The 17,228-nt window shown below is 70.0% G+C and carries 17 protein-coding genes; 2 read left to right on the top strand and 15 right to left on the bottom strand.

The window, feature by feature from the left end; genetic code table 11:
• The 15 genes from ABC795_RS04140 to ABC795_RS04070 all read right to left on the bottom strand — a co-directional run bounded on the left by ABC795_RS04140 (position 1) and on the right by ABC795_RS04070 (position 14,717).
• Positions 1–687, bottom strand: a complete 687-nt coding sequence (locus tag ABC795_RS04140) for an HAD hydrolase-like protein (protein WP_347059646.1) — start codon at positions 685–687, stop codon at positions 1–3.
• Entirely contained in the window at positions 684–1,604 is a 921-nt protein-coding gene (locus ABC795_RS04135; protein ID WP_347059645.1) for a hypothetical protein, read from the bottom strand. Before ABC795_RS04135 ends, ABC795_RS04140 begins: the two co-directional genes overlap by 4 nt.
• Positions 1,605–1,614: 10 nt before the next feature.
• A complete protein-coding gene (locus ABC795_RS04130; protein ID WP_347059644.1) occupies positions 1,615–3,150 on the bottom strand; it encodes an FGGY family carbohydrate kinase in 1,536 nt (511 codons plus the stop codon).
• Positions 3,150–4,205 (bottom strand): ABC transporter permease, encoded by a 1,056-nt coding sequence (locus ABC795_RS04125; protein ID WP_347059643.1) that lies wholly within the window; start codon positions 4,203–4,205, stop codon positions 3,150–3,152. Before ABC795_RS04125 ends, ABC795_RS04130 begins: the two co-directional genes overlap by 1 nt.
• Positions 4,202–5,755, bottom strand: coding sequence for a sugar ABC transporter ATP-binding protein (locus tag ABC795_RS04120; RefSeq protein WP_347059642.1), 1,554 nt, complete (start codon positions 5,753–5,755; stop codon positions 4,202–4,204). Before ABC795_RS04120 ends, ABC795_RS04125 begins: the two co-directional genes overlap by 4 nt.
• 45 nt (positions 5,756–5,800) lie before the next feature.
• Complete coding sequence (locus ABC795_RS04115; RefSeq protein ID WP_347059641.1) at positions 5,801–6,790, bottom strand: substrate-binding domain-containing protein; 990 nt, start codon at positions 6,788–6,790, stop codon at positions 5,801–5,803.
• 155 nt (positions 6,791–6,945) lie between these two features.
• Complete coding sequence (locus tag ABC795_RS04110; RefSeq protein WP_347059640.1) at positions 6,946–7,749, bottom strand: IclR family transcriptional regulator; 804 nt, start codon at positions 7,747–7,749, stop codon at positions 6,946–6,948.
• 303 nt (positions 7,750–8,052) lie between these two features.
• Positions 8,053–9,558 carry a tripartite tricarboxylate transporter permease gene (locus ABC795_RS04105; protein WP_347059639.1) on the bottom strand — a complete coding sequence of 502 codons (1,506 nt, stop codon included), beginning with the start codon at positions 9,556–9,558 and terminating at the stop codon, positions 8,053–8,055.
• Positions 9,555–9,971 carry a tripartite tricarboxylate transporter TctB family protein gene (locus ABC795_RS04100; protein WP_347059638.1) on the bottom strand — a complete coding sequence of 139 codons (417 nt, stop codon included), beginning with the start codon at positions 9,969–9,971 and terminating at the stop codon, positions 9,555–9,557. Before ABC795_RS04100 ends, ABC795_RS04105 begins: the two co-directional genes overlap by 4 nt.
• A 42-nt stretch (positions 9,972–10,013) precedes the next feature.
• On the bottom strand, positions 10,014–11,015 hold the full coding sequence (locus ABC795_RS04095) for a tripartite tricarboxylate transporter substrate binding protein (RefSeq protein ID WP_347059637.1): 1,002 nt from the start codon (positions 11,013–11,015) through the stop codon (positions 10,014–10,016).
• Between the two features lie 340 nt (positions 11,016–11,355).
• On the bottom strand, positions 11,356–11,634 hold the full coding sequence (locus ABC795_RS04090) for a hypothetical protein (protein ID WP_347059636.1): 279 nt from the start codon (positions 11,632–11,634) through the stop codon (positions 11,356–11,358).
• On the bottom strand, positions 11,631–11,900 hold the full coding sequence (locus ABC795_RS04085) for a hypothetical protein (protein WP_347059635.1): 270 nt from the start codon (positions 11,898–11,900) through the stop codon (positions 11,631–11,633). The genes ABC795_RS04090 and ABC795_RS04085 overlap by 4 nt, the downstream gene beginning before the upstream one ends.
• A 107-nt stretch (positions 11,901–12,007) precedes the next feature.
• A complete protein-coding gene (locus tag ABC795_RS04080) occupies positions 12,008–12,796 on the bottom strand; it encodes an SDR family oxidoreductase (RefSeq protein ID WP_347059634.1) in 789 nt (262 codons plus the stop codon).
• Complete coding sequence (locus ABC795_RS04075) at positions 12,793–13,848, bottom strand: transketolase C-terminal domain-containing protein (protein WP_347059633.1); 1,056 nt, start codon at positions 13,846–13,848, stop codon at positions 12,793–12,795. Before ABC795_RS04075 ends, ABC795_RS04080 begins: the two co-directional genes overlap by 4 nt.
• Positions 13,845–14,717 carry a transketolase gene (locus ABC795_RS04070; protein WP_347059632.1) on the bottom strand — a complete coding sequence of 291 codons (873 nt, stop codon included), beginning with the start codon at positions 14,715–14,717 and terminating at the stop codon, positions 13,845–13,847. Before ABC795_RS04070 ends, ABC795_RS04075 begins: the two co-directional genes overlap by 4 nt.
• 191 nt (positions 14,718–14,908) lie before the next feature.
• Here ABC795_RS04070 and ABC795_RS04065 point away from each other — a divergent pair, with 191 nt between their 5' ends.
• Together ABC795_RS04065 and ABC795_RS04060 are read left to right on the top strand one after the other, a co-directional pair.
• Complete coding sequence (locus tag ABC795_RS04065) at positions 14,909–15,964, top strand: iron-containing alcohol dehydrogenase (RefSeq protein ID WP_347059631.1); 1,056 nt, start codon at positions 14,909–14,911, stop codon at positions 15,962–15,964.
• Complete coding sequence (locus tag ABC795_RS04060) at positions 15,961–17,034, top strand: LLM class flavin-dependent oxidoreductase (RefSeq protein WP_347059630.1); 1,074 nt, start codon at positions 15,961–15,963, stop codon at positions 17,032–17,034. The genes ABC795_RS04065 and ABC795_RS04060 overlap by 4 nt, the downstream gene beginning before the upstream one ends.
• The last annotated feature ends 194 nt before the right edge of the window (positions 17,035–17,228 follow it).

The following is a 17,228-nucleotide window of genomic DNA, read 5'->3' as shown; positions in this document are numbered from 1 at the left end:
TCAGATACCGGCTCCCAGGGCACCCCGGACCGCGTCCACGAGCTCGCCGACGTCCTGGCACACGACGTCCGCACCCGCGGCCTTCAGATCCGCCAGGCCGTAGTACCCCCAGCCCGCGCCCACGAACGACAGCCCGGCACCAAAGGCCGACTGGGCGTCATGAGGTCCGTCGCCGACGTACACCGCCCACCCTGGTGCCCAGCCCGTCTTCTCCAGGGCCCACTGGATCGGACGCGGCGACGGTTTCCGTTCGACGGTGTCGGCGGCCGTCACCACGACGTCGAACAACTCGGCCCCGTTGCCGTGTCCGTCCAGAGGCGCGATGTCGCCGGGGGTGCGAGCGAGGCCCTTGTTGGTCACCACGCCGAGCCGGATGCCTTCGGTTCGCAGGGCGGCGAGCGCCTCGACGACGCCGGGGTACACCTGGACCTTCTTGCGGGTGCGCAGACGGTAGTTCTCGTCGTACCGCACGGCGCAGTCCTCGGCGAGCGCCGGTCCCGCGATCAGAGCACAGCACTCGATCACCCGCATCGCCAGCAGCCGGCCCTCGGGGATCGCAGCCAGGTTCTCCAGCCCGTTCGGGTAGGCCCTGGCGGCGAGCCGGTAGGCGTCGATGACCGCGGCACGCGAGTCGAGCAACGTGCCGTCCAGGTCGAACAGCGCGGCGGTCACGGGAGCGGTGGTCATCGGTTCCCTCCGCGGAAGGCGAGGAATCGTGCCGGGTTCTCGATCAGCACCAGGTCCGCTATCGCGTTGTCGGCCAGGACCGTCCGGATGGCCGCGTGGCAGGCGGCGAACCCCGGCGATCCGCCGTAGGCGGGCTGGTACCGGCCCCGCCCGAGGTCGCCGGAGACAGTGATCCGCGTGTGCCCGGCGTCGACCAGCCGTCGCACCATGTCTGCGCGCGCGGCGTCCGTGCCGTACTTGTCTTTGGTCCATTGGTCCAGGCCGACCCACGCGCCTCGTTCGACGAGTCCGCGGAGGTACTCCCAGCCGATGTTGCGGTCGAGGTGGCCCAGGCACACCTGATCGGCCGGAAGCCCCTCGTCGAGGAGCAGGTCGAGTTGCTCGGAGCCGAGATGGCCGGCCTGGGTGTGGGTGAGGATGGGGGCGCCGGTACGCACGGCAGCTCGCGCCGCCGCGCGGATCACCTTGGCCTCGACGTCCCACACCGCCTCGGTCGAGCAGGTGCCGACCTTGATCACGCCGGCCTTGGCACCGGTGCCGTCGATCCCCTTCTCGATGTCGGCGACGAACTCGTCGGCCAGGTCGTCGACGTCCCGGCGAGACGTGCCGGCCGGGTAGTAGATGCCCTTCTGCATGCCGGTCGCCTGCACGACGTGCACCCCCGAGGCCCGGGACGCGGCCACCGCCACCGACACGTCTCGCCCGTAGTCGACGGTGGTGAGCTCGCACAGCCCGCCGCCGCCGGCGGCTGCGTACGCCTCCAGCTCGCTGGTGGCCCCTGCCTGGTCACCGAACTCCAAATCGGGGTCGTCCTGACTGGCGTACGGCGGCGGCGACGTCAGCAGATGCTCGTGGATCAGCGTGGACCCGAGCTCGGCGGGGTCGACGTCGCCCAGGACTGTGCGGATGAAGCTCACGGTATTCCCTTCAACTGTGCTCGCCGCGGTGGGCGTTGTAGAAGCTGCAGGCCAGCGTCTGCGCGTCCTTGAAGCGCGCGAACTGGTCCTGGTGGGCGCCGTGCAGCTCGGGGTCCGGTTCCAGCCTGCGGGTGACCTGGACGACGGTGTCGACGGCATCGTCCAGCGACGGCCACAGACCGACGGTGGTGCCGGCCAGCGCGGCGACGCCCAGCGCAGCGCCCTCGTCCGCCGCGAGGAGCTCGACGGGAACCCCCATGACGTTGCTGAGCACCCCCGGCCAGATCGCGCTGGCCGCTCCACCACCGGTCAGCCGGAGCGTCTTCGGCGGCCCGCCGAAGGCGGAGTAGCAGTCGTACATGGCATAGGCCATGCCTTCGTAGACGGCCCGGAACACGTCGCCGCGGGTGCTGGCGTCCTCTACTCCGAGCAGCGTCCCGCGCAGCGCGGGGTCCTTGAACGGCGCCTGCAGCCCGGCCGCGGAGAGGTAGGGCAGGAAGGTGAGCGCGGTCCTCGCCTCCGGACGGGCCAGGACCTCCCGGTCGAGGACGGAGAAGTCTCGGGCCTCCACCAGTTCGGGCGCCAGCCGCTCCAGCCACCAGTCCAGGGTGCTGGCACCGGACTGGTTCGCCACGAAGTGCGCGAACATGCCGTTGGGCATGGGATACATCCAGCCGATCCCGCGCGTGCCGCCGTGCGGGTCGCTCACCACGTTGGCGCTCAACCAGCTCGTCCCAAGGATCGACACCGCCGACCCGGGAACCAGTGCGCCACAGCCGACCATGGCGGCCGGAGCGTCGCCGAGGCCGGCGACGACCGGCGTGCCGACCGGGAGCCCGGTGTGCTCGGCGGCCGCTCCCGTGACCTCTCCCATCACCTCGCCCGACCGCACGAGATCGGGGAACTTCCCCGACCACGGCAGCGCATCGAGGATCTCCAAGACGCGATCGGAGTGGGCGAGCGTGTCGATGTCCACCGGCACGAAGGCGGCGTCCGAGGGCTCGGAGACCGCCCGCCCGGTGAGCCTCAGCTGGATGAAGTCCTTGGCGTTGAGCACCAGGCTGGTCCCGCCGAGGAGTTCGGGCTCGCTGTGCCGCAAATGAGCCAGCAGCATCACCGTCATGCCCGGGAGCGCGGCGGTCTCGGTGAGCCGAAGGTACTCTTCATGATCCGGGCCGTTCTCGAGACGGTGGACGACCGCGTTGGCACGGGTGTCGGGCCAGGCGATGGCGTTGCGCACGGAACGCCCCTCGCCGTCCACGAACCAGGCACCGCCCATGTGCCCGACCACGCCGACCGCTGCCACGTCCGCGGCGCGCGGTCCCAGCACGGTCATGCAGTCACGGATCGTCGCGGCGGTCCTCGCCCAGGTCTCCTCCGGATCCTCCTCGTGCCATCCCGGCAGGTCATGGATCTGCTGGATGCGCCGGCTCGCGCTGACGACCTGGCGGCCCGTCTCGTCGAAGACGGCGGTCTTGGTGACCGACGTGCCCTTGTCGATGCCGACCAGCAACCGTCCGGTACCCGGCAGCACGGGGGCCGGCATCAGTGGCCCACCCTTCGCCCGGCGATCCTCCGCCGGGCGGCCGTGCTCATGCCGACCGCAGCGATCAGCAGAGCGCCCTGGAAGATGTAGGACGCCGAGGCGCTCACGCCGTAGATCGCCATGCCGTTGATTCCCACCGCGACGGTGAGCACGCCGATGAGGGTCCCGAGGACGTGGAACTCCCCGTTGCGGAGGGCTGCGGATCCGAGGAACGCCGCCGCGAAGGACGAGAGCAGGAAACCCTCACCGCCGGTGCTCTGCCCGCTGCCGACGTTGGCGGTGATCAGCAGCCCGCCGAGCGCGGCGAGCAGGCCGCCGATGACGAACGCCGCGATCACGACCCGGTGCACGCGGATACCGCTGAGCTCGGCCGCTACCCGGTTGCCGCCCACTGCCTGGACCTCGAGGCCGAAGGTGGTCTTGTTTAGGACCAGCCACAGGAGCGCTGTGACCCCGATCAGGACGACGACGGCCCAAGGGATCGGACCGATCCTGCCGAGGTAGATCTGCAGCAGGTCCAGCCCCGACTCGTCGAGACTCTGGGGCGTCCCCTCGGTGACGTAGTAGTTCACGCCCACCACGAGGCTTCCGACGCCGAGGGTGGCGACCAGGGCGTTGACCCCGAGCTTGGTGACCACGAGTCCGTTAATCAGGCCGACCAGCGCGCCGGTGCCGACCACCGCGAGGACCATCAGGAGCTTGTTGCCGGTGCTGCCGCCGTACAGGGCAGCGGTCATGACCCCGGCCAGGCTGGCCACGTACCCCACGCTCAGGTCGAACTCGCCGACCATGAGCACCATCGTGAGCCCGAGCGCGATCACCACGCTGATCGTCGACTGGACGAGGATGTTCTCGAAGTTGCTGACCGAGAAGAACTTCTCCCCCAGCAGTGCTGTGAAGAGCACGATCATCACGCCGAGGACGACGAGCGTCCCGTACTTGCCGAAGAAGCCGACGACGCGGACGCCACGGGTGCTCGCGACGACCTCGTGGCCGTCCTCGGCGGGACCGAGGTCGTCCTGGATGGTCGCGGCGGTGCTCCAAGCCTTGGTCATGACCGTGCTCCCGTCGGAGTGCGTCGGATGAAGCAGAGGCGGGTCAGGTCGTCCTCGTCGAAGTCGGCCCCGGACGGCGCCTCAATCGTGGTACGCCCCTCCGCCATGACCTGGATGCGGTCGCAGAAGGACAGCTCGGCCAGCTCGGAGCTGATGTAAAGGACCCCCACGCCGCTGTCGGCCACCCGGCGGATCAGCTTCTGGAAGTCACGACGAGCTCCGACGTCCACGCCGCGGGTGGGCTCGTCGAGCAGCAGCAGGCGGAGGCCGTCGTAGAGCACGCGCCCCAGGACGACCTTCTGCTGGTTCCCACCGCTCAGCGACGTGATCAGGTCCTTGAGCGAGCCGGCCTTGAGCCGGAGGTCTTCCATGACGGTCCGGGTCGTCCGCTCGTAGGCCTTGGGAGCGATGACCCAGCCACCCGGACCGCGACCGAGTTCGCGGAATCGCGAGCTCGAGCAGTTGAAGACGACGTCGCGGCTCGGGAAGATGGCCTGGGCGGCTCGTTCCTCGGGGACGAGAGCGACCCCGCGACGAACGGCGTCCGCAGGGTTGCGCGGGTGGTAGGGCCGCCCGTCGAGTTCGATCGTGCCGCCGAGGAGTCGGCGCAGGCCCATGAGGGCTTCGACGACCTCCGTGCGCCCGGCACCGACGAGACCGGCGAGGCCGAGCACCTCACCCGGGGCGATGTCGAAGCTCACGTCCGCGACGGCGGTCTGCAGCTGCATGCTCCGGACCGACAGCACCGCGGCACCGGCGGTGTCGCGCGACACCTCGCGCAGGGACGCGGCTGCCTCGTCCGCGGTCGAGGTGGTCACCGGAGCGCTGGGGGCGATGAGCTCCGCGAGCTCGTGCTCGTCCAGACCCGTCGTGGGCCCGCTGCTGACCACGGAACCGTTGCGCAACACCGTGGCGTGGGTGCAGACCTCGCTGACCTCACCCAGCCGGTGACTGACGAACACCACCGCCGCCCCCTCGGCCACCCTGCGGCGCACGATGCGGAACAGCCCCGCCACTTCGTGCGGCCCGAGCGAGGCGGTGGGCTCGTCGAGGAGGATCAGCCGGCTGTTCCCCACCAGCGAACGGGCGAGGGAGACCGCCGCCTGGAGGGCGGGAGCGAGCTGGGCGATCGGCGTGCCCAGGGGGACATCGATGCCCCACTCCTCGAACAGCGCCCGGTAGTCCGCCTCCGTCACCCCGCCCCGGAACCGCTGCCCCAGGGCCAGGTTCTGCCGCACCGACATCCCGGGCACGACGGCCAGCTCCTGGTGCGCGACCCGGATGCCGGCCCGCATCGACTCACCCGGAGTCCGCGGGAGGAACGGCTTGCCGTCGAGCTCGACGCGGCCGGACGTGGGGGGCTGGAGCCCTGCGATGATCTTGATGAGGGTCGACTTGCCGGCCCCGTTCGCACCGAGCAGACCGTGGACCTGCCCCCGCTCGATGATCACGTCCACGCCGGCCAACGCCCGCGTGGCGCCGTACTCCATCACCAGGCGGTGTGAGGCGAACAGCGGCGCGGCCGCCTCCACGGCACTGCTCCCACGCATCGACTTCCCCATCTCGGACCCAGTCCCCTCGTGCCGTGCGTCGTCCTAGCCGGCCAGGTCCGGGTTCTCCTCGAGGTACTGGTCGATGTTCTCCGGCGTCAGGAGCACCGACGGCGCAGCGACGGTCGTGGGCTCCCAGCCCTCCGGGTTCTCCCGGTACTCGTTGATCAGCTCGGCCAGCTGCTGACCGGCCTCCTCGACCTGGATCCACAGCACGGCGCTCATCGTCCCGTCCTGGAGCGCCTGGACAGCGGGCTCGGAGATGTCCCAGGTGTAGAGCTCGTAGGGACCGCGGCCCAGCTGAGCCTCGGCGGCGATGGCACCCAGGGCGGCCTCCGAGAAGCACGGCCAGATCACCAGGTCGGTTCCGGGGGTGTCCGGGTACTGCTGGAGCCACCCCGCCGTTGCCTGCTGCGCGGACTGCTGGCCACCCGGGATCGTCACCTCCTGGCGCGTGACGTTGACGTGCGGCAGGTCTTCGAGCTTCTCGTCGAGGTCGTCCGCGCGAACCCGGCAGGGCGCGCCCGGCGTGTACCGGAGCTGCAGCAGCTCGACGTCCTCCTTGCTCTCCAGCAGCTCGATCAGCGGATCGTTGACCGCCGCGGCGTTCACCAGCTCGACCGCGCCGGCCATGCCGCCGGTCGCATCACCGCCGGCGCTGGAGAACACCGGGATGTCGGCCGCCTCGGCCGCCGCGAGGCCGGCGGCCAGCTGGTCGGCCGTGTAGGTCTGGACGACGATCGCGTCCACTCCGCGCTGGACGAAGTTCTGCATGGCGGAGATGGCCTCCGCCGGGTTCCCGTTCGAGTTCACCTCGACGGTCTCCCAGCCCATCTCCTCCATGGTCTCCATGGCGGCCCGGCGCTCCCGGTTGGCCGTGACCTGGGTGGCATCCAGGGCGACAATGCCGACGGTGTAGTCCTCGCCACCGCCGCCACCCGACCCGCCGCTGCCCTCTTCGCCGCCGCACGCGGCCAGCGACCCAGCCACCAGCACCGCACAAGTACCGGCAAGCGCGTTCTTCGCGAATCTCATCTGAACAGACCTCCCACGCGAACCCTGACGCCGACTGCCAGTTCCGCGGAGGCGTACTCGTGAACCGCATTCCGTTGTCCGACCTGGCGGACACATGACAGCAGAGTGAGACTGTGGTGTCAATCACGAGGTCCGCAGCCGGTGCAGCGTGACGGCTACTCGTTGCTGCGGGTGCTCCGGACGCCGAAGCCCAGGTCGAACGACGTCCGTCGCGCGGCCTCCATGACCCGCTCCGCGAGGCGAAGGCCGGGGTCCAGGACGGACTCGGCGATGCCGCTCACGGAGATCGCCGCGACCAGCTGGCCGCGGAAGTCGAAGACCGGTGCGCCGATGGCCGCGATGCCGGGTGTGACGTCGCGATCGGACAGGGCGTAACCCCGTTCGCGGATCTCCCGCAAGCGTGCCTCGACCTGCCTCACCGTGGGTGGGGTCGGCAGGTTCATCTGCTCGAGGCCGTGTTCGGCGGCGTGGATCAACCATTCCCGGTGCTGGTTGTCATCGAGCCAGGCGAGGAGGCACAGCGGCCCCGCGCCGACGTGCAGCGGCACCGCGCCGCCGAGCACCAGGGCGATGCTCTGCACCCGGCGGCCCTCGATGCGTTCGATGCAGACGCCCTCCATGCCGCGCTGGACGATCAGGAACACGGTCTCGCCGGTGGCTTCGTTCAGCTCCTGCATGTGCGGCAGGGCCGCCCGGCGTACGTCCATGCGCCGCACCGCGCTCGACCCCAGGCGGAACAGATGCAGACCGATGGCCCACTGACCCCGCGGCCCGGCGGGCTCGATCCAGCCGATGTCGTGCAGCTGGCGCAGCATCCGGTGCACACTGCTGCGGGGCTCGCCGAGCAGCTCGGCCAGCTCCGCAGCCGCCGCCTGATCGCGGGCGGCGAGAACCTCGAGGAGAGCGGAGATCTTGCCGAGGACGCTGACGCCCTCCAGGACGGGCCGATCCTCAGTCATACGCCGAATTCTGCGGTACGCCGCTTTCCGACGTCCCACGGCCCGCGCGGAGGCCCGGCACCGCCGGGACCGGGACCGCCGCTGCCACCTCGCCGGCACGACGAGCCGGCGCCTGTTGGAACAAGTGCTGTTCGTCGAGGACCCCGGACGGGAGTGCCCCCGCCGCGCCGGGGGTCTCGTCGTCGTACTCCGGTAGTGCCTGCACGGTCCCGGCCTCCTCCCGAGAACACAGCCTTCGCCGGATCCAGGGCGGTCCACGAGCCCGCCCCGCACCACGGAGCGAGGTCGCGGACGGTCCCCGGACTACACGCCGCCGGACACTCCCTGCGCTTCGGCATCCGCTCGCCGCCTGTCCCGCCGGCTCCGCCACAGCGAGCCGACCACGGACAGCACAGCCAGCGCGAGCAACGTGAACGTCAACGGCTCCAGCATCCAGCTGTAACTGCCGTCATGCGTGATCATGGCGCGGCGATAGTTCTCCTCCGCGATGGGCCCGACGATGACACCGATCAGGAAGGGGGCCACCGGGATACTGGCCTTGGCCATGAAATAGCCCAGCACGCCGGCCCCCGCCATCACCAGGACATCGAACGGATTGGTCCGGACCGCGTAGGACCCCACCACCGAGAGCACGAGGACTGCCGGCCAGAGGTACTGGCTGGGGACCTGGATCATGCGTGCCCAGAGGCGCACGCCGGCCAGTCCGAGCACAAGCATCACGACGAAGGACAGCAGCATCGCGACGAAGGAACCGTAGACAAGGTCCGGTCGACCGCTGAACAGGGCGGGACCGGGCTGGAGCCCGTGGATCAGCAGTGCGCCCATCATGACCGCAGCCTGGGTGTTGCCGGGGATGCCGAGCGCCAGGGTAGGTACCAGGGACCCCATGTTGCTCGCATTGTTCGCTGCCTCCGCCGTCGCGACGCCCCGCGGGTCTCCCTGGCCGAACGCCGACTTGTCGCGCGCGAAGCGCCTCGTCTCGTTGTAGGCCACGAAGCCGCCGATGTCGCCTCCGACCCCGGGAAGCAGACCGGTGAAGAACCCCACGCCGGTTCCGCCGAACACGCCGGGAGTCAGGGATCGGAGCTTCGACCTCGAGATCCGGAAGGAGCCCAGCGGGACCCGGCCCGAGGCGACGGCGTGCTTCTCGATCTGCAGCAGCGCCTCGGCCACACCGAACAAGCCGACGAGCAACGGGATCAATTCCAGACCGGAACTCAGCTGCACGTTGCCGAAGCTGAACCGAGCGTAGTTCGAGACGGAGTCGTACCCGACACTCACGACGAGCAGGCCCAGCGCCGCGCTGATGAACCCCTTGGCCACCGAGTGCCCGCCCAGCGAACCGATGATGGTCAGGGCGAGGATGGCCACGGCGAAGTACTGTGCCGAGCCGAAGTTCAGCGCGACGTCGGCCAGTGGTGGAGCGAAGAGCGCCAGGAGCAGTCCACCGATCAACCCGCCGGCCACCGAGGCGAACAGCGAGACGCTCAGCGCCTGGCCGGCCAGACCTTTCTGCGTCATGGGGTAGCCGTCGAGGACCGTGGCCGCGGCTGCCGGCGTCCCGGGTGTGCGGATCAGGATCGCCGGGATGGCCCCCGAGTAGCTGGCCCCGTTGTAGATGCCCAGCAGGAGCACGAGGCCGGTCAGAGGATCCAGGGCGAAGGTGAACGGCAGGAACAGCGTGATGCCGACGGTGGCCGACAGGCCCGGGATGGCGCCCACCATGATCCCGAGGAGAACGCCGACGGGAATCATGAGAACGACGGCGGGTTCGACGACCGCGGTCAGACCGGTCACCCAGTCGGTCACAGAAATCCTCCGAACCACGGGCTCCGGGGAAGCGGGACACCCAGGAGCTCCCGGAAGAGGTAGTAGAGCCCGAACGCCACCACGACGGCGGAGACGGACAGCGCGACGATGTGGCTACGAGCCAGGATCAGGCCCTGCAGCAACAGGAACACCGCGGTGGACAGCGTGAAGCCCACGGGCTCGAGTGCGGCGATGTACGCCAGGAGCAGACCGACCGATGCCAGCACCCGCCACGCCGCCGCTCCACGGGGAAGCGGCGAGCCCGGCTCCGGACGCAGAAGGAGGGGAATGGCGCAGAGCCCCAGGAAGACTGCTGCGGCACGGGGCAGCACCGCCACCCCCGGATCGCCCGAATCGGGCGCCGGGAAGTCGAGCGTCAGAGCGTAGACAGCGACCGCCACGAGAATGAGCATTACTCCCGTGACACGGTCGCCGGCCCCTATCCGCACGCTGCCTTACCCCGCCGTCATGCCCGTGGCGTCGATGACCTCACCGAACGACTCGGAGGACTCGCGCAGGTACTCGTCGAACTCCTCGTGGCCCAGCTGCGCCGGGGTGATCCCCCGGTCCTCCATGAACGACTGGAACCCCTCGGATTCGAAGGCTGCCGAGAAGCACTCGTCGAGGGCAGCCACTCGCTCCTCCGGCGTCCCCGCGGGAGCGGCGAGCCCGTAGACCGACGCCGACGTCCAATCAATTCCCTGCTCCACCAGCGTGGGCAGGTCGGGCGCGATGTCGACACGCTCCTCCGAGAAGCTGGCCAGCCCGACGAGGTCGCCGGCCTCCATCTCGTCCAGCACCTGGTTCACCGGCGTGATGACCAGATCGGCCTCGCCGCGGATGGCTGCGGGGATGGCGTTCGCGTCACCGTCGAACGGCACGTTGACGAAGCTTCCGGACACCCCGGCGTCGAGCGCGATCGCTTCCATCGCCAGGTGGTACACCCCGCCGGTTCCGGCCGTGGCCACGTTGATCGTCGTCCCGCTCTCCGCGGCGGCGATCACGTCGTCGAGGGTGTCATACGGGGAGTCCGGCGACGTGAACAGGCCATGCGGGTCGAGGGCATACCGCATGACAGCAGCGAAGTCCTCGTGCGTCACGTCGCTGATGCCGAGGTGGTGCAGCAGGCTCAGCTCCGTGGCGGTCGTCGCGAGCGTGTACCCGTCGGGCTCCGCATTCGCGACGGCGTCCAGCGCGATGGCGCCCGAGGAACCGGGCTGGTTGCTGATGATGACGTTGGTGTCACACGTCTCCTCGGCCTCGGCCGCGAGCGCGCGCACGCTCGTGTCCGTGCTGCCCCCTGCCGCGAAACCCACGACGATCTCGATGGTATCGTCCGGAAACGAGTCCCCGCCGCCACCCGAGCCGCTGTCCCCCGCACCGCAGCCGGCAACCGACGCCGCGACGAGCGTAATACCGACGCTCCAGACCATGCGATGGCTGTTCCGAGTGCTCATGGTTCTCCTCCGGTCGAGACGCTGGAATTGCTTGCGGACATTCGGGCGGCCGGATCTCCGCCGCACGCAGGGCTGATCCGGCGCTGGGATTCCGTGGGCCGAGGGCGGGCCGGAGCCACGCCGGCGTCGCAGGCGACCCGTCGTCGGCTACCCCCGATGCGCCGTTGGGGCCCACCTCCTGTGACGTTCGTGATACATCACACTAGGCCATTGAGTGGGACACCTGTCAAGTGAGTGAGAGGGACTCTCGCACGGTCCTGTCAAGTGAGTGAGAGGGACTCTCGCACGGTCCGGAGCCGGACGTGCGCGCCCACCGCCCCGCCGTTCCCTTCCCGGGACCTCAGCGGATGAACTGGTCGGCGAAGTCGGCGCCCAGGCCGACGTCCTCGTAGTGCCGGCGGGCGTTCCCCAGCTTGGTGAACACGTCTTCCACGCCGACCGGGTTTCCGTCCGGATCGACGTAGATGTACGCGCCCGTGACGTGGAACAGCGTGACCATCTCCTCCACGCCGTCCGGCACGACCAACGTGTGGATGTCACCCGGCGGCTCAAAGGAGTAACCGCCCTCCTCCGCCCACCAGTCGTGCTCCAGGTAGTGCCACCTGCCCCGCAGGGTCATGGCGTGTGCACCGGGCCAGCGTGCCGATGGCGGGAGAGTACGCCCGAGCGCCGCACGCGCAGGATGTTGACGAAGTAGCCCTGACTCACCGAGAGCAGTAGCGGCCGGAACGACACGTCCTTGGCCTGCGGGACCCACAGGCGCTCGTCCGCGTCATCGAGCTCGAGCACGTGCGGGATGACCAGGTCGTCCGGAACGCCGTACGGCTGCTCGCCGCGGTACGGCAGGGTCGACTCGTCGGTGGTCCTGTCCTCGGCTTCGAGCATGCTCTTCTTCCTGTTCTGGGTCGGGTCGCCCACGGAGCGGGCGTTCGCAGCTCGTGCCGGGGCGAGGCAACGGCGTGCGCCCTGCCCTGCGCCACGGGCCTCCGGAACTACGCCTGGTCGTCGAGGCGGTGGAAGGTTCCGTCGATGATGATCCCGCCGTCCACCGGAAGCATCACGCCGGTGACGAACGAGGCGTCCGGCGAGACCAGGAACGAGACCGCTGCCGCCACCTCGTCGGCACGTCCGAGCCGGCCGAGCGGCGTGCGCTGGAGCAGGAGCTGCTCGTCGAGGACGCCGGCCGCGAGTCCCGTCCGGGTCATGGTGGTGTCCATGTAGCCCGGCGCCACCGCGTTCACCCTGATCCCCTGACGGCCCCACTCGGCGGCCAGCTCCCTGGTCACCCCGACGATCCCGGTCTTGGTGGCCGTGTACCCCAGCCGCAGGTTCAGTCCGAGCGTGGAGCCGACCGATGCGAGGTTGACGATGGAGCCGTTGGGGCTCTCGCGCAGCATGCCGAACGCCGCCCGGGAGAACCGCATGGTCCCGCCCAGGTTGATGTCCAGCTCGCGCAGCCACTCGTCCGTGCTGATTTCCTCCGAGCGGGACCGCACCACGACACCGGCGTTGTTCACCAGGACGTCCAACCGCCCGAAGGCATCGCGGACCTGGTTCACAGCGGCGTCCACGCTGGCGTCGTCCCGGACGTCGACCCCGACCCCGAGCGCGCCGCCGGTTCCCTGGTCGCCGATCCTCCGGGCCGTCTCGCGCGCGGTCTCCTCCAGGATGTCCGCGATCACGACGTCGTGCCCGTCGGCCGCCAGCCTGGTCGCGATCGCCTCGCCGAGCCCCCGCGCTCCTCCGGTGACCACCGCGACCGGGCGTCCCCCGGTGGTCACAGCAGACCCCGCCGCTGGAGCAGCTCACGGGCCTCGGTCGCGATGCCCGGAGCGTCGAGGCGGTAGTGCCGGTACAGGTGCGTGGGCGGCCCGACGGGGGCGTACTCGTCGCGGATCCCGTGACGGTGCAGGGGCACGGCGGCTCCCTCCTCGGTCAGGACCTCGGCGACCGCGCTCCCGAGCCCGCCCAGCACGTTGTGCTCCTCTACGCTCATCAGCTGACGCGTCGACCCCGCGACGGCGAGGATCGTTTCCCGGTCGATCGGCTTGACCGTGTGGAGGTCGACCACCCCGACGTCCACGCCGGCCTCGCGCAGCATCTTGGCGGCCGCAAGGCTCGGGTGCAGGGACGTCCCACCCGTGATGATGGTGAGGTCGGAACCGGTGCTGTGCACGATCGCCTTGCCGGGCACGAACTCGGCGTCCCCGGAGTACACCTGCGGCTCACGCCCCCGCCCCATCCGGAAGAAGACCGGGAGCGGGTGGTCGACGTAGGCCCGCATAGCCTTGCCCATCTGGATCGGGTCCGCGGGGGCCACGACGGTCATGTTCGCGATCGAGCGCATGATCGCGATGTCCTCGGTCGCGTGGTGCGACGTGCCGTAGAACCCGAACGAGATGCCCGAGTGGTGGCCGATGAGGCGCACCGGCAGCTGGGTGTAGGCGATGTCGGTGCGGATCTGCTCGCAGCACAGCAGCGCGAGGAAGGAGGAGAAGGCAGCGACGTACGGCTGCAGGCCGGTGGTCGCCAGCCCGGCGGCGACCGACACCATGTTCTGCTCGCTGATGCCCATCTGCAGGAACCGCTCGGGGTGCTGCTCCCGGAAGCCCCACAGCCCGTTCGAGAAGGCCAGGTCGGGGGTGAGCACCACCGCGGGGCGGCCTTCCTCCACCAGCTCCCCGAGGTTGCGGCCCAGGCTCAGCAGGCCGTTGGACTGGGTGAGCATGCTCGGGATGTGCCACGACCCGCTGGTCATGGGCGCCCCGTCCGCCCCACGGGGAGTCAGCCGTTCGACCAGACCCTCGGGCAGAATCGTCGGCTCGGCGCTCATCGGGTCTCCTCCAGCTCGCGGTGGACAGCTGCCTCGTCCTCGGGCGCGAGCCACCCCAGGTGCCAGCCGAAGTCGCGCTCCATGAAGCCGACCCCCTTGCCCTTGACCGTGTGCGCGATGACGACGGCCGGCTTCGTCCGACTCGTGTCGTCCCGCAGCGCACGGAAGGTGGACGTCACCGCGGCGACGTCGTGACCGTCCACCTCGATCACGTCCCAGCCGAAGGCCTTCCAACGGTCAGGGAGCGGCTCGACGGTGATGACGTCATCGACCTTGCCGTCCAGGCAGTACCCGTTGCGGTCGACCACGGCGACCAGGTTGGAGGTGCCGTAGTGACCGGCGGCGGCCGCTGCCTCCCAGATCTGCCCCTCGAGCTGCTCACCGTCGCCGAGCAGCACCCACGTGAGGAACTGCCGACCGGTCATCTTCGCGCCGAGGGCCATGCCCAGGCCCACCGAGAGGTTGTGACCCAGCGAGCCGGAGCTGAAGTCCACCCCCGGCACCTTGGTCATGTCGGGGTGATCGCCGAGCGGGTTGCCCAGGCGGGTGTAGCCGTCGAGCACCTCGCGGTCGAGGTACCCGAGGTCGGCCAGGATCGGGTAGACCCCGACGGCCGCGTGCCCCTTGCCCATGAGGAAGCGGTCCCGGTCAGGGTGCCGGGGCTCCCCGGGGAACAGGCGCAGCGTGTCGTAATACAGGGCCGCCAGGATCTCCGCGCACGAGAACGTCGAGGAGTAGTGACCGGTCTTGGCGATGGAGATGAGGCGCACGGTCTCGGCCCGCACGAAGTAGGCACGCTCGCGGACGCGGTCGAGCACCTCCTCTTCCACGGCGGGCGGGCCGGAAGCGTCAAACTGGGGCGAACTCATACGGGGCCGTCTCCTCGGTGCGAATCATTGAGTGGAACACCGAACAACTGGATGGTAGTCATAGACCGGGTCAATAAGCTACGGCCCGCCACCGTGCTATTCGACCGGACGAGGAAGTCGCCGTGAACGAAGCAAGTCCCTCCACTGCCCTGCCCGACGGACTGCGCGTGTTCGGGGCGGCTCAGCGGTACGTGCAGGGGGCCGGCGCCCTGGACGCCGCGGGCGGCCTGGTGTCCGGACTCGGCACGACGGCCGTCGCACTCCTGGACGCCGGCATCGCGGCGTTGGTGGGTCACCGGCTGACCACGTCGCTGCGTGCGGCCGGAGTGGAGATCCAGTGTCTCGAGGTGGACCTCGAGGTGACTCACGAGAACATCGCCCGGACCGTCGCGCGCATCGAGGCCCCCCGCGGCCGGGAGACCGTTTTGCTCGGAGTTGGTGGCGGAAAGGCGATCGACCTGGCCCGCGCGGTCGCCTGGACGCGCGGGGACGCCTTCGTCACCGTGCCGACCGTCGCCTCCAACGACAGTCCCGCCGCGATGGCGGTCGCGGTGTACGACGACCAGCACCGGATGGTGGAGGTCATCCAGACCGGCCGCAATCCCGAACTGGTCCTCGTCGACACGGCCCTCATCGGGGGCGCGCCGGCGCGCTTCCTCTCGGCCGGCATCGGCGACGCGGTCGCCAAGAAGTTCGAGGCCCGCTCCTGCCGGGCCGCCGGCGGGACCAACCAGCACGGCACCCTCTCCCTGCAGGTGGCCGGCGCGATCGCGGACTGCTGCTACGAGGCGCTGCGCGCGTCCGCACCGGCGGCACTGGCCGCCGTACGTCGCCGCGAAGTCGACCAGGCACTGGAGGACACCGTCGAGGCGACAATCCTGATGTCTGGGCTGGCGTTCGAGAACGGGGGGCTGTCGATCGCGCACTCCTTGGTGCGGGGACTGCAGAGTGTCCGCGGGGCAAAGGAAGCGATGCACGGCGAGCACGTGGCGTACGGGCTCCTCGTGCAGCTGGCAGTCGAGGACGCCTCGGACGCCGAGCTGCTCGACCTGCGCGGCTTTCTGCACTCAGTCGATCTCCCCACAAGCCTCGCCGAACTCGGTCTGCCCGACGCTACGGCCGACGAACTCGACACGATCACGCAACGCTGCCTGGGCAGCCCGCACCGCGACAAGACGCCGGCGACGGTCGACCATGCCGGTATCCGGGCGGCCATCGCGCGCGTCGAAGCGCTGGGGACCCGATGACACCGTTGTTCGCCGGGACCGTGCAGACGCATTTCGGCGGATATGCCCCGGATCGGTCCGACCGCCACGAGGTCACCGCCGCACTTCGCCACTGCCTCCGCGAGGCGACGGTCCTCGACGAGGCGAACTTCGACGGGATCCTGGTCGCGGAGCGCCACGGGCGGAGTGAGTGTGTAGCGCCCGACCCGCTCGGGCTCCTGGCCGCCATCGCCGCGGTGACCTCGCGCGCCTTCCTCGGGACGTACGTCCATCTCCCCCTGCTGCACCACCCCATCGGCACCGCGGAGCAGTTTGCCCAGCTTGACGCGCTCAGCGGGGGGCGTGCGGTAGCCGGGCTCGGTGCGGGCTTCCACCCCGACTACTTCGATCTGTTCGGCGCGCCCGCGGAGCGCCGGCTGACCCGGCTGGTCGAGGTGGTGGGCATTCTCCGTGCGGCCTGGGCCGGCCAGGTCATCGACACGGAGTGGGCCGGACGGAGCCTGCGCGGTGAGGTGCACCCCCGCCCAGTCGAGGGGCAGATCCCCATCTGGATCGGCGCGCAGTTCCCGAAGGCCATCGCTGCCGCCGGCCGGATCGGTGACGGATGGGCCGTGGCTTTTCCGTTCGACCAGCCGACCTGGGATGCGCACTGGGCGTCCTACACCCGCGAGGCGGAGGCCGCCGGACGGCGGCCGGTGTCCGTGCTGTCACGGCACTGCTGGGTGGCAGACAGCCGCGAGACCGCCGAACAGCGATACGCACCGTTGTGGTTGACCGAGCAGCGCTACTACTGGGACCGCGGTCAACTGCACCACCGTGACTTCACCAGCGCTGCCGACTTCACGATCGCCAACGCCGGTCCGAATCTCGTGCTCGGTACACCCGAGCAGTGCGCCGAGCAGCTCGTCGACCTCGTGCGGAACTGGCGCGTCGACGTCGTCAAGATCGCCAGCCGGGTGCCGCTCGGACCCGAGCCCGCGGAGGTCTTGGAGAACTGGCAGCGCATCGGCACGGAGGTCCTTCCGCTCGTACGCCATGAGCTGACCGGCACCTCCACGCCGCCTCCCCGGCCACGCGACCTGCTGCTGTAGTTCCTCAACCAACGCAGCGCACACCTCCATGTGACCCCACCACGTCGCGACGCCGTCCATCCGGAACCGGGCCTCGGTCCGCGTATGTAGCGGGTCTTCCCTCGGACATTTAGCTGATGCACACCCGCCAACCCGGGCGTGTGGCAAAGGGCGCAGCGGCTGCTCAGCTGGACTTCGCGTGGTCGCCGTCGTCG

The sequence above is a fragment of the Blastococcus sp. HT6-30 genome, from assembly GCF_039729015.1.
Classification (GTDB): domain Bacteria; phylum Actinomycetota; class Actinomycetes; order Mycobacteriales; family Geodermatophilaceae; genus Blastococcus.
This window is presented reverse-complemented; position numbering and strand designations above follow the sequence as displayed.

Excerpts from the sequence above, each read along its gene's own strand:
- ABC795_RS04140 (WP_347059646.1), bottom strand. The coding sequence starts at position 687 with ATGACCACCGCTCCCGTGACCGCCGCGCTGTTCGACCTGGACGGCACG.
- ABC795_RS04130 (WP_347059644.1), bottom strand. The coding sequence starts at position 3,150 with ATGCCGGCCCCCGTGCTGCCGGGTACCGGACGGTTGCTGGTCGGCATC.
- ABC795_RS04125 (WP_347059643.1), bottom strand. The coding sequence starts at position 4,205 with ATGACCAAGGCTTGGAGCACCGCCGCGACCATCCAGGACGACCTCGGT.
- ABC795_RS04120 (WP_347059642.1), bottom strand. The coding sequence starts at position 5,755 with ATGCGTGGGAGCAGTGCCGTGGAGGCGGCCGCGCCGCTGTTCGCCTCA.
- ABC795_RS04115 (WP_347059641.1), bottom strand. The coding sequence starts at position 6,790 with ATGAGATTCGCGAAGAACGCGCTTGCCGGTACTTGTGCGGTGCTGGTG.
- ABC795_RS04110 (WP_347059640.1), bottom strand. The coding sequence starts at position 7,749 with ATGACTGAGGATCGGCCCGTCCTGGAGGGCGTCAGCGTCCTCGGCAAG.
- ABC795_RS04100 (WP_347059638.1), bottom strand. The coding sequence starts at position 9,971 with ATGCTCATTCTCGTGGCGGTCGCTGTCTACGCTCTGACGCTCGACTTC.
- ABC795_RS04095 (WP_347059637.1), bottom strand. The coding sequence starts at position 11,015 with ATGAGCACTCGGAACAGCCATCGCATGGTCTGGAGCGTCGGTATTACG.
- ABC795_RS04090 (WP_347059636.1), bottom strand. The coding sequence starts at position 11,634 with ATGACCCTGCGGGGCAGGTGGCACTACCTGGAGCACGACTGGTGGGCG.
- ABC795_RS04085 (WP_347059635.1), bottom strand. The coding sequence starts at position 11,900 with ATGCTCGAAGCCGAGGACAGGACCACCGACGAGTCGACCCTGCCGTAC.
- ABC795_RS04075 (WP_347059633.1), bottom strand. The coding sequence starts at position 13,848 with ATGAGCGCCGAGCCGACGATTCTGCCCGAGGGTCTGGTCGAACGGCTG.
- ABC795_RS04070 (WP_347059632.1), bottom strand. The coding sequence starts at position 14,717 with ATGAGTTCGCCCCAGTTTGACGCTTCCGGCCCGCCCGCCGTGGAAGAG.
- ABC795_RS04060 (WP_347059630.1), top strand. The coding sequence starts at position 15,961 with ATGACACCGTTGTTCGCCGGGACCGTGCAGACGCATTTCGGCGGATAT.